Annotated in this window: 15 protein-coding genes; 7 read left to right on the top strand and 8 right to left on the bottom strand. The window is 39.1% G+C overall.

Features of this window, described 5'->3' with window-relative positions; genetic code table 11:
- Positions 1–91: 91 nt before the first annotated feature.
- A complete protein-coding gene (locus ACUXV0_RS06185; protein WP_446192200.1) occupies positions 92–748 on the bottom strand; it encodes a hypothetical protein in 657 nt (218 codons plus the stop codon).
- Between the two features lie 83 nt (positions 749–831).
- Between ACUXV0_RS06185 and hisB the strand changes: the two genes are divergently transcribed.
- The 4 genes from hisB (at position 832) to ACUXV0_RS06165 (ending at position 4,426) form a co-directional block, all read left to right on the top strand.
- The gene (gene hisB / locus ACUXV0_RS06180; RefSeq protein WP_446192199.1) at positions 832–1,947 is read left to right on the top strand and encodes a bifunctional histidinol-phosphatase/imidazoleglycerol-phosphate dehydratase HisB; all 1,116 of its coding nucleotides are present in this window, start codon (positions 832–834) and stop codon (positions 1,945–1,947) included.
- Positions 1,948–2,017: 70 nt separating this feature from the next.
- On the top strand, positions 2,018–3,262 hold the full coding sequence (locus tag ACUXV0_RS06175; RefSeq protein ID WP_446192198.1) for a cation:proton antiporter: 1,245 nt from the start codon (positions 2,018–2,020) through the stop codon (positions 3,260–3,262).
- A 74-nt stretch (positions 3,263–3,336) separates the two neighbouring features.
- A complete protein-coding gene (locus tag ACUXV0_RS06170) occupies positions 3,337–4,026 on the top strand; it encodes a MotA/TolQ/ExbB proton channel family protein (protein ID WP_446192197.1) in 690 nt (229 codons plus the stop codon).
- 1 nt (position 4,027) lies between these two features.
- Positions 4,028–4,426 carry an ExbD/TolR family protein gene (locus tag ACUXV0_RS06165; RefSeq protein WP_446192196.1) on the top strand — a complete coding sequence of 133 codons (399 nt, stop codon included), beginning with the start codon at positions 4,028–4,030 and terminating at the stop codon, positions 4,424–4,426.
- A 42-nt stretch (positions 4,427–4,468) separates the two neighbouring features.
- On the opposite strand, the gene ACUXV0_RS06160 is transcribed toward ACUXV0_RS06165, so the two are convergent.
- From ACUXV0_RS06160 to ACUXV0_RS06140, 5 genes are all read right to left on the bottom strand, one after another.
- Entirely contained in the window at positions 4,469–4,927 is a 459-nt protein-coding gene (locus ACUXV0_RS06160) for an RES family NAD+ phosphorylase (protein ID WP_446192195.1), read from the bottom strand.
- The gene (gene parS / locus ACUXV0_RS06155; protein WP_446192194.1) at positions 4,927–5,367 is read right to left on the bottom strand and encodes a type II RES/Xre toxin-antitoxin system antitoxin; all 441 of its coding nucleotides are present in this window, start codon (positions 5,365–5,367) and stop codon (positions 4,927–4,929) included. The genes ACUXV0_RS06160 and parS overlap by 1 nt, the downstream gene beginning before the upstream one ends.
- Positions 5,368–5,411: 44 nt before the next feature.
- Complete coding sequence (locus ACUXV0_RS06150; protein WP_446192193.1) at positions 5,412–6,161, bottom strand: LytR/AlgR family response regulator transcription factor; 750 nt, start codon at positions 6,159–6,161, stop codon at positions 5,412–5,414.
- Positions 6,158–7,231, bottom strand: a complete 1,074-nt coding sequence (locus ACUXV0_RS06145) for a sensor histidine kinase (RefSeq protein ID WP_446192192.1) — start codon at positions 7,229–7,231, stop codon at positions 6,158–6,160. Before ACUXV0_RS06145 ends, ACUXV0_RS06150 begins: the two co-directional genes overlap by 4 nt.
- An 81-nt stretch (positions 7,232–7,312) precedes the next feature.
- Positions 7,313–7,945 carry a histidine phosphatase family protein gene (locus ACUXV0_RS06140; RefSeq protein WP_446192191.1) on the bottom strand — a complete coding sequence of 211 codons (633 nt, stop codon included), beginning with the start codon at positions 7,943–7,945 and terminating at the stop codon, positions 7,313–7,315.
- Positions 7,946–8,118: 173 nt separating this feature from the next.
- On the opposite strand from ACUXV0_RS06140, the gene ACUXV0_RS06135 reads away from it, so the two are divergent.
- Together ACUXV0_RS06135 and ACUXV0_RS06130 are read left to right on the top strand one after the other, a co-directional pair.
- Complete coding sequence (locus ACUXV0_RS06135; RefSeq protein WP_446192190.1) at positions 8,119–8,898, top strand: porin family protein; 780 nt, start codon at positions 8,119–8,121, stop codon at positions 8,896–8,898.
- A 114-nt stretch (positions 8,899–9,012) separates the two neighbouring features.
- Complete coding sequence (locus ACUXV0_RS06130) at positions 9,013–9,651, top strand: DUF937 domain-containing protein (protein ID WP_446192189.1); 639 nt, start codon at positions 9,013–9,015, stop codon at positions 9,649–9,651.
- Between the two features lie 78 nt (positions 9,652–9,729).
- On the opposite strand, the gene ftsH is transcribed toward ACUXV0_RS06130, so the two are convergent.
- Complete coding sequence (gene ftsH, locus ACUXV0_RS06125; RefSeq protein WP_446192188.1) at positions 9,730–11,787, bottom strand: ATP-dependent zinc metalloprotease FtsH; 2,058 nt, start codon at positions 11,785–11,787, stop codon at positions 9,730–9,732.
- Between the two features lie 31 nt (positions 11,788–11,818).
- On the bottom strand, positions 11,819–12,220 hold the full coding sequence (rsfS, locus tag ACUXV0_RS06120) for a ribosome silencing factor (protein ID WP_446192187.1): 402 nt from the start codon (positions 12,218–12,220) through the stop codon (positions 11,819–11,821).
- A gap of 93 nt (positions 12,221–12,313) precedes the next feature.
- Between rsfS and ACUXV0_RS06115 the strand changes: the two genes are divergently transcribed.
- Positions 12,314–13,075 carry a biotin--[acetyl-CoA-carboxylase] ligase gene (locus tag ACUXV0_RS06115; protein WP_446192186.1) on the top strand — a complete coding sequence of 254 codons (762 nt, stop codon included), beginning with the start codon at positions 12,314–12,316 and terminating at the stop codon, positions 13,073–13,075.
- Positions 13,076–13,094 lie beyond the last annotated feature (19 nt).

Here is a 13,094-nt window from a genome sequence, read left to right as displayed (position 1 = left end):
GAACGGGGATAAAATTTTTGCAAAAGTAAGATAAATATTTGTTTTAACCTACTGTCGCCTTCTTCTTATTGTATTATTTTAAGAATGTAGGCTATTTGATCCAATTAAACTGTCCTCTGAAGCTTTTGAAGTTTATTCTTTCGAGATCTTCAGCTTCTACAGAGAGTTCTGAGAGTATTTCGGCCGCACTTGTGAGTTGGCTTTTGGAGTTATTCCGAAAATAAATGGTATTGAAAATGTTATTTTCATCCAGCTGAATATTGCTTCTTCCCAGATTCGTGAGATCCAGGTTTTCTATACGGGAGTCATAAAAACGTAGAGCACTAGATTGATTTACAACTTTTAGATTTTTGGCATCAAAGGTTCTAAAAGTTACCTGACTGATATTGGTATTTAGATACTCCAGATTAGGAATGTATAAATTGATTTCTTTTTTCAGGTCAGGATTTTCAGACTTTTTGGGTGTGTTCAGTGTGACTATTTTCAGTGTATCTCCCTTCGGCTCTAATCTGACATACTTCTGATAAGTATTGTGTATTTCAATCTTTGGATTCGGGTATTGATGAATTGATATCTTTAAGCGACCTAAGTCGCAGTCAACGATAACAGCCTTTACCGAATCTATTTGAAAGGTAGAGAATTGAGCATCACGAGATGGTTTGAAGACAGGACTTTTTTCTTCGGGCTCACTATAGCTGCAAGAGAACAGAAAAATTGAAGATAAAAAAAGATAAAATAGCTGTTTCATTTTACTGCAATGGCCATGATCAAAGCTAAGGAATTCTCAGGAAGATGAGTACTTTTGTCAAAATTTGACTTAAGCCACTTTTCATGCAAAAAGTACTTTTTATAGACCGAGACGGCACTATTATTAACGAACCCCCGGTAGACTTTCAAGTAGACTCACTTGAAAAACTAGAGTTTTATCCAAAGGCATTAAGTGTTCTACGAAAAATTGCAGAGCAAACTGACTATGAACTCGTAATGGTTACCAATCAGGATGGTTTAGGCACAGATTCTTTTCCTGAGGATACTTTCTGGCCAGCTCATCAAAAAATGATGAAAACTCTGGAAGGAGAAAACATTCACTTCTCAAAGGTTTTTATTGACAGAACTTTTGAACATGAAAATGCCCCAACTCGTAAGCCACGTACTGGAATGCTCACCGCATATCTGGATTCAGATGAATATGATTTGGCCAATAGTTTTGTTATTGGTGATCGTCTTTCAGATATAGAATTAGCTAAAAATTTAGGAGCCAAAGGGATACTTATTTCAGATGACAAATCTCAAAAAGATGGAAATGAGGCCATTGATCTGGTTTCAAAAGATTGGGATGAGATTTATGAACACTTGAAACTCCCGGCAAGAATCGCCGAGATTCAAAGAGACACCAAAGAAACACAGATCTATGTCAAAGTGAATCTGGACGGTACAGGTAAAGCTAAAATGGATACAGGTATCGGGTTCTTTGATCATATGTTAGACCAACTGGCAAAGCATTCTGGTGCAGATGTAGAGATCAAGGTGAAAGGTGATTTACATATCGACGAGCATCATACCATAGAAGATACTGCTTTGGCTCTTGGGGAGGCTTTTTTGAAGGCTTTAGGAGATAAACGTGGTACTAATAGATATGGATTCTTACTGCCAATGGATGAAGCTTTAGCTCAGGTGGCTATCGATTTTAGTGGCAGACCATGGTTGGTTTGGGATGCAGACTTCAAAAGAGAGAAAGTAGGGGAGATGCCTACAGAAATGTTTATGCATTTCTTCAAATCGTTTTCAGATACTTCAAAATGTAACTTGAATATCAAATGTGAAGGCGATAATGAGCATCATAAAATAGAGGCAATTTTCAAGGGATGGGCCAAGGCCATCAAAATGGCAGTTAAAAGGGATATTGATGCTATGGATAGCCTACCAAGTACAAAAGGCGTCCTTTAATAGTTGATTCTCAGGGTTTGTTTCTCGTTCTTTGATAAGAACTCAATAGCTAAACGGTCTTCATAAGCATATGGAACTCTTCAAAATACTCACGCTACTTATCGTTATTTCTGGTTTATTCGGTTATATCAATGTCCGGTTTTTCAAATTACCGACGACCATTGGTCTTATGATCATGGCATTGGTGTTTTCGCTGGTCATGATTTTGTTTCAATTTGTCAATCCTGAATTAACGGTCTTGGCCAGAGAGCTGATTGGGAAGATCGACTTCACCACAGTCTTGATGGATGTGATGCTCTCATTTCTACTTTTTGCCGGGGCACTGCATACCAATGTAGGCATGATCAACCAAGAGAAGCGTAGTATTGGTTTGTTTGCCCTTGTAGGGGTATTTATTTCAACCTTCTTGATTGGTACAGCCATTTTCTACCTTTCAAAAGTGCTGAACCACGAAATAGATTTTGTTTATTGTTTGCTTTTTGGAGCACTGATTTCACCAACAGATCCTATTGCTGTTTTAGGGATTTTGACAAAGTCAAACATTCCAAAGAAGATCGAGATCAATATAGTAGGAGAGTCCTTATTCAATGACGGGGTAGGTGTTGTTATCTTCTTTACAATTCTGGAGATAGCCCACCTAGGAGTAGGTAACGTAACAGCAGGAGATGTTTTTACGCTTTTTGTTCAGGAAGCTATCGGCGGTATTCTATTTGGACTTGGACTTGGCTGGATCATGTTTAGACTTCTGAAGTCTATCGATGATTATGAAGTAGAAGTCATGATTACACTTGCTTTGGTGATGGGTGGTTATCTGATAGCACAGACATTACATACCAGTGGTCCTTTGGCTATGGTTGTGGCTGGCTTATTCATGGGGAGTAGCGGTCTCAAACAAGACGCTATGAGTGAAACCACAGAACTTTATGTCGATAAATTCTGGGAGCTGATCGATGTATTGATGAACGCAGTTCTGTTCGTTTTAATAGGTCTTGAAATCCTCATTTTAGAATTTAAACCTTACTTCTTTATAGCAGGGATTGGCTCCATAGCCATCGTTTTACTTGCTAGATATGCTGTGATTCACTTTTTGGTGAGAATTTCTAAAAAGTGGGTAGCCGTTGATAAAGAGGCTCCTTTGCTTCTTACATGGGGAGGTTTACGTGGTGGTTTGTCCATTGCCATGGCACTTTCTCTACCTGCAGAATGGGATGCAAAACCTTATATAGTTTTCATTACGTATTCGGTAGTTTTATTCTCAATTATCGTTCAGGGGCTTACACTTGAAAAGGTTGTGAAGAGAGTGTACCAATCGTAAAAAGTTGTAATTTGCATAATATTCTAAGGCTCATTCGAGTTAGATAACCAGTTCATTAAATTAATCCTTTTCACATGTTGCAAAACATTTTGCTTCAAGTTCCGGCCACTACCGGAATAGACTCAACACTTACGGCTTCCTCAACCAGCATTAACTATTTCGAACTATTACTCAAAGGTGGTTTTGTAGTATATCCGATCTTGATATTGCTCTTTGTGACCTTCTTTTTGATGGTGGAGCGTTATATCTTTATCAAAAGATCATCGAAGATTGATTTTGGATTCCTAAGGTCTCTGAAAGACAATATTTTAAGAGGCGATATGCGTTCGGCCATTGCCATGTGTAAAAGCACCAATCTTCCTATTTCCCGAATTCTTGAAAAAGGGATTTCTAGAATAGGTAGACCGGTTAAGGATATTGAAAGTGCTATGGAGATTCAGTCAAACCTGGAAATCTCTAAAATGGAGAAAAATATGGGATATCTTGGGCTCATTGCCGGGGTAGCTCCTACACTTGGTTTCGTTGGTACTATTTCAGGGATTATCAGAATCTTCTATGAGATTTCAGTTACAGGAGAATTCTCTATTGAAACCATTTCAAACGGGCTTTATGAGAAGATGATTGCCTCTTTCTCTGGTCTGGTGGTAGGGTTGATAGCTTATGCTGCTTATCACGGAATCAATATGCTCATTGATAAATTTAGTATTCATTTGCAAGCAACAGTTATGGACTTCCTGGATACGCTAAACGAACCAGCAGCCTAATATGAAGCTAAAAAGACAAAGACGTTTTGAAGCAGAGGTTCAGACGGCCTCGTTGAATGATATCATGTTCTTCCTGCTATTATTCTTTTTGATAGTAGCTACTTTAGGAAGTCCAAATGTGATTAAGCTGTTATTGCCAAAGGCAGAAACAGCCACTCACGAGGTTAGTAAGCAGCCGATTACCTTATCTATAACCGAAGAGAAGGCTTACTTTATTGATAGAAGAAATGTGCCTTTTCCGCAATTAGAGCAGGAGCTAATGACGGCTACTGCAGGTATGGAAGAACCGACGGTGATTTTACGTGCCGCTCAAAGTCTGACAATTCAAGATCTGGTAGATATAATGAGTATGGGAGCACGACTTAGAATAAGGATGGTGCTGGCTACAGAGCTAGATTAACAGAAAGACATTCAGATAGAAAGAGGCTTAGAGCCTCTTTTTTTATGCCTTAATTAGTCGCGAATCTAAAAAGGCAGGTTCTTTTGAGCTTACCTTTACTTTCGAGAAATGTCTTGATCTTGGGTTAAGAACATAATTAAATTCGCCACTGACCAATACACTGGGAACCTTCATTGCCAAATAATTGGGTTGAGAATAGAAAGGTTCTGTGAGTTTCCAAAGGAGTTGATTATTGGTTTCTGTGAAGTTATTGGGTAAATTCTTAGCTTCTATTTCGTACACATATTTTGAAGGTATTTCCAAAGAAATGAACTCGTAAGTCTTCTTAAAAGCTGCTTTTGAGTTAAAATGAACAATTAGTTCAAGTAGTGCCAGAGACTTGTATTGAGCAGTGTAAAGGGCAGAAATACCAAGGGCATTCCATCTGCCGCCATAAAGTTTGGCCCCTTCTCCACTAAGGTCATCTATATATTTGCTTTGAGTAATTCTATGGACAATCATCAGGCAAATATCCCATGCTCAATTCTACCAAGAATTTGTTCTATCAAATCAAACCCATAAGGTGTATCAAGCATTTGCAAAGGGGTTTGATTATTCAATGCTGGGTTAGCTTCTCTTAGCCAGGTATTAAAAGCCTCAGTAGAACCAAAAGTGTTTTCCCCTTTTATTTTTAATGTAGCGAGCTTTAGTGCTTTTGCCGAGGCATCAGTATCCAATATTTTCTCTGCAGAATACCGCTGAAGAGTTCTTAGAGAAAGATGTAAAATCTGCCCAAGTTCTTGTAGACTCAAAGATAGCTGAGAAGCAAGTGCAGAAACACGCTGCATACTCAGCCCTTCTCTAGCAGTATTGATCACATTAAATACACCTGCAGAACCATAAATAGCTATCGGTTCTTCCAATATGTTATTTTCTGGGTTTTTTAGCTTCTCATTTTTCATTATATTGTGCCTTTTGACACAATATTAATGACATTTGTCCATATTTACAAGCTCATTAAATCCTTAAACTTGATGGCTTGCCTTCTGGAAATTTCTATTTTTTCCCCTCCTGGACCTATTTCACCAGGTTTTAAGGTCACTAATAATCCTCCTGAGAACCATGGTTCTATTTTATCAATCCAGTTTAGATTAATAATGTGTTTTCTGTTAGCTCTGAAATAAATTTTTGAGTCTAATCGCTCTTCCAGGCTGTTTAGCGACTTCAGAATCATAGGCTTTTGATCATCAAAATGCAGTCTAACATAATTGCCCATAGATTCAAAAAGACGAACCTTACCTAATCTTACAAACCAACATTTCTCGCCGTCTTTAACAAAGACTTGGTCATGTACGGTCAGTTCTCCTTCTTCAGAGGCTGCTTTCTTTACTTCTTCAACTTGCTGTTTTTCTTCTTCTACTCTTTGGATGGCCTCTGCCAGCCTGCTGGTATCAATAGGCTTCATGATGTAATCCAGGGCATTGAATTCAAAAGCCTTCAAAGCATATTCATCATAGGCAGTGGTGAAAATGACATCTGGTACACGGTCTTCTAAAGCTTCCAGAAGTTCAAATCCGTCTTTGCCCGGCATCTGGATATCGAGAAATAAGAGATCAGGGTTCATTTCCTCTATCATCGGAATTGCCTCATCGGCATTGGCAGCTTCACCGATAATATTGATTCTTGGAAATTCCTCCAGCAGCCTTTTTAACTCGTTTCTTGCTAGCCTTTCGTCGTCTATTATTAAAGTTCTCATTCTATAGTATGTTGTTCTAAAGGAAGCCAAATTTCTGCTTTAACCGTCAGCTTGTCCTCTTGAAAGATGTTAAATTTATATTGATTTCCGTAGATCAAATGTAGTCTACGTTTCGTGTTTTCTAGTCCAAAACCAGTACTGGTTTTGGAATTGCTATTGTCTCCCAACGTACCGGTATTCCTTATGATTATGGCCAGGTGATTATCTTCAATAAATGTTCTGATCTCCACAAAACCCCAACGAAGTGCCTTCTGAACACCATGTTTTATGGCATTTTCTACCAAAGTTTGAAGCATCATTGGTGGCACCTGAATTTTTAAGGTATCATTGGCGATGTCAAATTTAGTTTGAAGTCGATCCTCATATCTGATTTTTTCTAGGCTGAGGTAGTCCTCTATGGTTTTAAGTTCTTCTTTGAGGCTAACAGTCTTTCGTCTGTTTGAGATGAGTGAGCTACGTAATAGATTAGACAATTGGGTAATCCCGCTACTTGCTTTTTTTGGGTCCTCCGTTATTAGTGCTCGAATGCTATTTAGTGCATTAAAAACGAAATGAGGGTTCATTTGAGCTCTTAAGACTTTGGCTTCTGTTTCTTTCATTGAAGCTTCCAGCTTTACACGTTCTATGTCAGCATTTCTTCTTTCTGCAGCGTAAGCGTAGAAGACATAAACCAGAACCCAGATAATGACAGGCTTAACATAATTGATAATGTAGCTGATATCTCTGATAGCCCAATTCATCTTTTCTGTATTGATGAAGTCAGAATCAATAGGGATATTGATGGCCGCTAAAACAAAGGTGATTAGCCCTACTACCCCTAAACATCGTAGTACCAATTGGGCAATGGGAAGCTTTACCCAATTGTATCGTTTGAAAATGATTCTGAAAATGTGCGTCATGGCAATACCAGCCGCTACATTGACCACCATACTTCCGATCACCTGATCGAATTGATCAAAATTGAAAGTAAGAAATTGAAGATTATTGGCAAGATCAGATAAAAAATACACTGACCAGCCACCAACCTGATAAAACCAATATGCTTTTCTGGAGCCCATATATTCAAACACTGTCCGAAATTAGAGGAATCAGCGTTTCTTGCTGTGCTAATTTACATTATTGGTACTTATCCTGCATAAAAGGCTTTCTGGCTATACAGCCAATACTTTGAGATGTTCAGTGTTATTAGATTCTAAAATGGTGAACTTCTCAGTCGTGTAATCGTACTCTACCTTATAGAGACAAAGGTTCTGATGATGAAAACAGTCCATTTCAGATAATGGTAGATCGCTAAGCCAGGTCAATAATATTCTCATGGCTCTGCCGTGCATGGCCACTAAAACCAATTCTTCTGATTTCTGTTCCAGAATGGTATCAATCGCAATTTTCTGCCTGGCGGCAACCTCATCAGGACTTTCACCACCTGCAAAAGGTAAATGAGTTTCTCCATTTCTCCATCTGTCGATCAGTTCAAAATAAGAACTGTCATCTTTGGGGTCTGGTTTCTTCCCTTCTTTATGTCCCCAGGATATTTCATTCAGACCGGTAAGTATGGCATGAGGTAGTCCTTTATTTAAAAAACCAGCGACACTCTGGTGAGTTCTTTTCAAAGCCGATGTATAAACGGTTTCAAAGGGCATATCCTGATAAGCCGAAAAAAAAGCCTCTGCCTGTTTTTGACCTGTTTCATTCAAGCTGGAGTCTATACCGCTACCCTGAACTATTCCTTTTTTGTTATAGTCAGTTTCACCGTGTCTTATAATGTAGATCGTTTTTGTGCTCATTTAGTACAGCTGGTTTAAAGAAGTGGCAAAAATAATCGAAATAGGATGATATCCGCGTTAAACCCTTAAAATTAGCAGGTTGAAAAATGTCTTGATCATAGCGATTCCCTTAATTAGCTTGAATGGCTTTATTTTTGTCATAGCTTTCTCAATTAAAAGTCACCAGAAGTAACATGAGATCACTGTTAATTGTTTGTTTGATATCAATTGCCGTTTCTACCGTAGGTCAGGAAATTCAAAACGATGACACAGAGGAAGGTTTAGAAGCAATACCTGTTGAGCTTGACGAGGATGAGAACGATGATTACTTGGGAAACGAATTGAAAGTCTCTGTAGGCTTAAGAGGAGGTTTTAGTAAAACACGTATCAATACGCCCGGAGGGGATGTAGTACGTGTTAGCGAAAGCGGAACACCCGTAATAGTGAATGGAACAGTGGCACGTGATCAACTTATCTCTAATTCTGCTTTTGGAAATGGGTTTCAAGGGGCAGTTTTTGTCCGTTTCGCTAAAGGATCATTTTATGTGCAGCCAGAGCTGGCTTATGCTTCTAAGGGGGGTAAGTTTGACTTTATTGATAGAAATGGCGAATTGCTTAATCGTGTGAATGCAACTTTTAATGCTATTGATATGCCGGTACTGCTTGGAGTTCGATTTAGAGATGCACGCATTTTTGGCGGTCCTGTGGTTTCTTACGCACTTAATCAAGGTTCTGAATTCAATCAAGGCCTTGCTCCTTATACTTTGCCGAATTTTGAAACTGATTTTTTCAATAGACCTGTCGTTAATTCTGTCTTTGGTTTAGGCTTTGAGTTTAAATCATTCTTTTTCGATCTTAGGTACGAGGGAGGAATCAGTAATTATGCCGAAACAGAAATAGGTCCAGCCAATAGCCCGAAGGAGTTTTTTTACAAAACTGATCAATTTATTTTTTCTATTGGATTTATTAAGTGACTTCCTGAAAAGCATGGCGTCATATATATACGACACGCATAAACGTAGTCCTGAATCTTAAGGATTTTGATTACATTTATAAGCTTTTTCAAATCAAAAACTACAAAAATTAAAATGGCTGGAATTTTAGACTTGCTGAATAGCGACCTCGGAAAAACAATTATCAGTGGTGTTAGTGGATCTACCGGGGCTCCACAGAACAAAACTGCTGATCTATTAGGAATGGCAATGCCTGTGTTAATGGGTGCCATGCAAAAGAATGCTTCAAGCCCTGAAGGTGCTGCCGGTTTATTAGGTGCATTGAATGGAAAGCACGACGGAAGTATTCTTGATAACCTTGGTGGCTTATTCCAGGGTGGTGTAGATGATTCAGTGGTACAAGACGGTGCTGGAATCCTTGGTCACGTTCTTGGAAGTAAGCAGTCTGGAGTAGAAGCAGCTTTAAGCCAAAAGTCTGGTCTTGATATGGCTCAGGTTTCTCAAATACTAAAAGTAGCAGCTCCTATCTTGATGGGAGTTTTGGGTCGTCAGACTCGTCAAAGTAATGTACAGGATACTGGTGGACTTTCAAATGTACTTGGTGGCCTTATCGGCGGCGGTCAGGGAAGTAAGCAACAGTCGCTAATCGAATCTTTCTTAGATGCAGATGGTGATGGTAGCATCCTAGATGATGTAGCCGGAATGGTATTAAACAGTGGAAGTAAGAAAGGTGGACTTGGCGGATTGCTTGGTGGCTTATTCGGAAGAAGATAAGTTTAGATAACTTTCAAATATAGAAAAGCCCTGAATTCATTTGAATTCAGGGCTTTTTACTGTCTTTACCAGAAGAGTTTATGACTCTGTCTTTTCCTCTTCATTCTCAGCTTCATTTTCATTTGCTTCCGCAATAACTTCTTCGGCTGACGTATCTTCTACTTCTTTTTGATCCATAAACTCTTGATATGCCGTAGGCTTATCAAATGGTCTTTCACCTATAAGCTCTACTAAATCACTTTGATAAAGGATCTCTTTCTCAAGTAGTTGTTTAGCCAATTTATCTAACTCTTCACGTTTTTCTGTCAAAAGCTCTACGGTTCTATTATATGCTTTATCGACAAGCTTCTTCACCTCTTCATCAATCTTATTTGCCGTTTCGTCAGAATAAGGTTTGGTAAAGTTGTATTCGCTTTGACCTTTAGAGTCATAGAATGATAGATTACCAATCTCCTCATTTAAACCATAAATCGTCACCATGCTGTACGCCATTTTCGTGATTTTTTCTAAGTCACTCAAGGCACCAGTTGAGATTTTACCGAATACCACGTCTTCTGCAGCCCGACCACCCAAGGCCATACACATTTCGTCAAACATCTGTTCGGTTCTGTATAGGTACTGTTCTTTTGGTAAGTACTGAGCATAACCTAATGCAGCGATACCACGAGGTACAATACTCACTTTTACCAAAGGGTTAGCATGCTCCAGGAACCAGCCTGTAACTGCATGACCTGCTTCATGGAAGGCTACAATCTCTTTCTCTTCAGGAGAGATAAGTTTATTCTTCTTTTCCAGACCACCAATCTCACGATCGATAGCATCTTGAAAATCAATCATTTCAATGGCCTTCTTACCTCTACGAGCAGCTAATAATGCAGCCTCATTACAGACGTTGGCAATTTCAGCACCAGCAAATCCTGGTGTCTGTGTAGCTAATTTCTTAGCATCAACCTCGTCGGCAAGCTTCAGAGGTCTCATATGTACTTTAAAGATGGCCTCTCTACCATTGATATCAGGAGCATCTACGCTTATCTGTCTATCAAATCTACCCGGACGTAATAAAGCAGGATCTAGCACGTCAGGTCGGTTGGTTGCAGCGATGATGATGATACCGGCTTCAGATCCGAAACCATCCATCTCCACGAGTAATGAGTTCAGGGTGTTTTCTCTTTCATCATTTCCTCCCGGCATAGCACCACGTCCTCTCAAACGACCTACGGCGTCAATCTCATCGATAAAAATGATACATGGTGCTTTTTCTTTGGCTTGTTTGAAAAGGTCACGAACACGAGCTGCACCTACACCCACAAACATCTCTACGAAGTCAGAACCGGAAAGCGAGAAGAAAGGCACACTTGCTTCACCTGCTACTGCTTTCGCCATCAAGGTTTTACCTGTACCCGGAGGGCCTACCAATAGTGCACCTTTGGGTATTTTACCACCAAGCTCAGTATATTTTTTTGGCTTTTTCAGAAAGTCAACAATCTCAGTCAACTCTTCTTTCGCCTCATCTAGCCCGGCCACATCTTTAAATGTGATTTTTACCTTATTATCGGTATCAAAAAGGGCCGCACGAGATTTACCAATATTGAAAAGAGCACCTCCTGGGCCACCGCCGCCTGTCATTCTGGTCATAAGGAAATACATCAGACCAAAGAACAAGATAAGTGGAAGCCAGTTGAACAAGGTATTCATGATGTCCTCTCTGTGAATAGGCTCTGGATAGAGCTTCGACTTAGAGTCTTCAGAAAGGCTTGAGTTTCGAATGAAATCATTGAATTCATTCATAAAGGCTACTTCGTTTACAATGTCCAACTTCATGTGCGGGCCAGAAGTGTACCGGTTGTTGCCTAAGATTTTCTTGTATTCCGGTTTTTGCAAAGCTTCAGAAGAGAGGGTGACTTCTACCTCGTTTGCTCCGTTTACTACAGCTACTTTATCAATCTCTCCTGCCAAAACCATCTGCTCCAATTGCTTATACTTAATTGGCGACAGCGTTTTGTTATTTGAGAAAAACATTACCCCGATGATACCGAGAATCAATGCCAGAATTATCCAGCCTTGAAAACCCGGGCCATTGCCTATCGGCATCTTTTTCTTTGGCTTTGGGGGTAAAGAGTTATTTTCTTGTGACATATATTATACTCTGTTAAACTTTTTATTCCTTTTAATTTTCTATTGGCGTTTTTGAAGGTTTGGCATCTTCACCAAAATAGGTGAAGTCAGCATCGCCCCATAGAGCCTCTATATCGTAATATTCTCTTTTATCTTTTTGGAAAACATGCACTACCACATCTACATAATCCAGTAGGATCCATTCTCTGTTTTGTCTTCCTTCTCTGTTCCAGGGATCTTGTCCAGATTTCTTATAAACCACTTCCTCTATTGATTTAGAAATGGCGTCAATTTGGGTATCTGAATTACCCGAGCAAATAACAAAGTAGTCTGAAATGGCATTGTGTACCTTTTTTAAATCCATCAGGACGATGTTGCTTGCTTTTTTTTCAATCATGCCCTCAATTACACTTAGGCTTAATTCAGAGCTTGAAAGTTGATTTTCTTTTTTCATTCAGTACGTTTTACAACTATTTTTGTGCCTCCAGTGGGTCACATTTTCCTACATTTTTAGGTACGTATTATAAACCAGCTAAGTTAAGACATATTGAACAAAATCCAGCCCAAAACTATTTTTACAGGCAAAAAGTCAATATACCTGCCAACTTGTCATTCTACTAACGAACTGGCTTCTCAAAAAATTCAATCTGAAGAGCTGGCTGAAGGGACTATTGTATTAACGGATAATCAGACCCATGGAAAGGGGCAAAGAGGCAATAAATGGTATACTGCCCCAGGTCAAAACCTGACTTTCACGATCGTATATAAACCTGAATTTTTAAATCCTCAGGATCAGTTTCAATTAAATATTGCAGTTTCATTAGGTATTTTTAAAGCATTGAAACCATTTCTGGGTGAAAACGAATTAAAGATCAAATGGCCAAACGACGTCTATGTAGATTCCAGGAAAATGGGTGGAATGTTAATAGAAAGTATTATTTCAGGGCCTAAAATTGCCTACAGCCTTATTGGCATAGGTTTAAACATTAATCAGGAAGAATTTGAAGTAGAAAAGGCCTGTTCTTTGACTTCTGTTCTTTATCAAAAATTCAGTAGAGAAACAGTTCTGGAAAGTATTTTAGAGGAGATTGAGAAAGAATACCTGAACCTTAAAAACGGGCGAATTGCTGAGCAGAAAGAAAGGTACCTCTCTGAGCTTTTCAGAATGGAGGAATGGCATAACTACCGAAAAGAAGATGGTGTATTTGAGGGAAGAATAAAGGGGGTAACTGCTGAGGGTAGACTATTGATGGAAACCAGATTAGGACTTATTCAATTTGGGAATAAAGAATTTGAATATATCCTTTAAAATTGAGCACAAAATGCTC

Source organism: Jiulongibacter sp. NS-SX5 (genome assembly GCF_052828545.1).
The sequence above is the reverse complement of the archived record's forward strand: the minus strand, read 5'-3'. Positions and strand labels throughout refer to the sequence as shown.

Bases quoted from the DNA above. Each gene is read 5' to 3' on its own strand.
- ACUXV0_RS06185 (WP_446192200.1), bottom strand. From the start codon at position 748: ATGAAACAGCTATTTTATCTTTTTTTATCTTCAATTTTTCTGTTCTCT.
- hisB (WP_446192199.1), top strand. From the start codon at position 832: ATGCAAAAAGTACTTTTTATAGACCGAGACGGCACTATTATTAACGAA.
- ACUXV0_RS06175 (WP_446192198.1), top strand. From the start codon at position 2,018: ATGGAACTCTTCAAAATACTCACGCTACTTATCGTTATTTCTGGTTTA.
- ACUXV0_RS06170 (WP_446192197.1), top strand. From the start codon at position 3,337: ATGTTGCAAAACATTTTGCTTCAAGTTCCGGCCACTACCGGAATAGAC.
- ACUXV0_RS06165 (WP_446192196.1), top strand. From the start codon at position 4,028: ATGAAGCTAAAAAGACAAAGACGTTTTGAAGCAGAGGTTCAGACGGCC.
- ACUXV0_RS06160 (WP_446192195.1), bottom strand. From the start codon at position 4,927: ATGATTGTCCATAGAATTACTCAAAGCAAATATATAGATGACCTTAGT.
- parS (WP_446192194.1), bottom strand. From the start codon at position 5,367: ATGAAAAATGAGAAGCTAAAAAACCCAGAAAATAACATATTGGAAGAA.
- ACUXV0_RS06150 (WP_446192193.1), bottom strand. From the start codon at position 6,161: ATGAGAACTTTAATAATAGACGACGAAAGGCTAGCAAGAAACGAGTTA.
- ACUXV0_RS06140 (WP_446192191.1), bottom strand. From the start codon at position 7,945: ATGAGCACAAAAACGATCTACATTATAAGACACGGTGAAACTGACTAT.
- ACUXV0_RS06135 (WP_446192190.1), top strand. From the start codon at position 8,119: ATGAGATCACTGTTAATTGTTTGTTTGATATCAATTGCCGTTTCTACC.
- ACUXV0_RS06130 (WP_446192189.1), top strand. From the start codon at position 9,013: ATGGCTGGAATTTTAGACTTGCTGAATAGCGACCTCGGAAAAACAATT.
- ftsH (WP_446192188.1), bottom strand. From the start codon at position 11,787: ATGTCACAAGAAAATAACTCTTTACCCCCAAAGCCAAAGAAAAAGATG.
- rsfS (WP_446192187.1), bottom strand. From the start codon at position 12,220: ATGAAAAAAGAAAATCAACTTTCAAGCTCTGAATTAAGCCTAAGTGTA.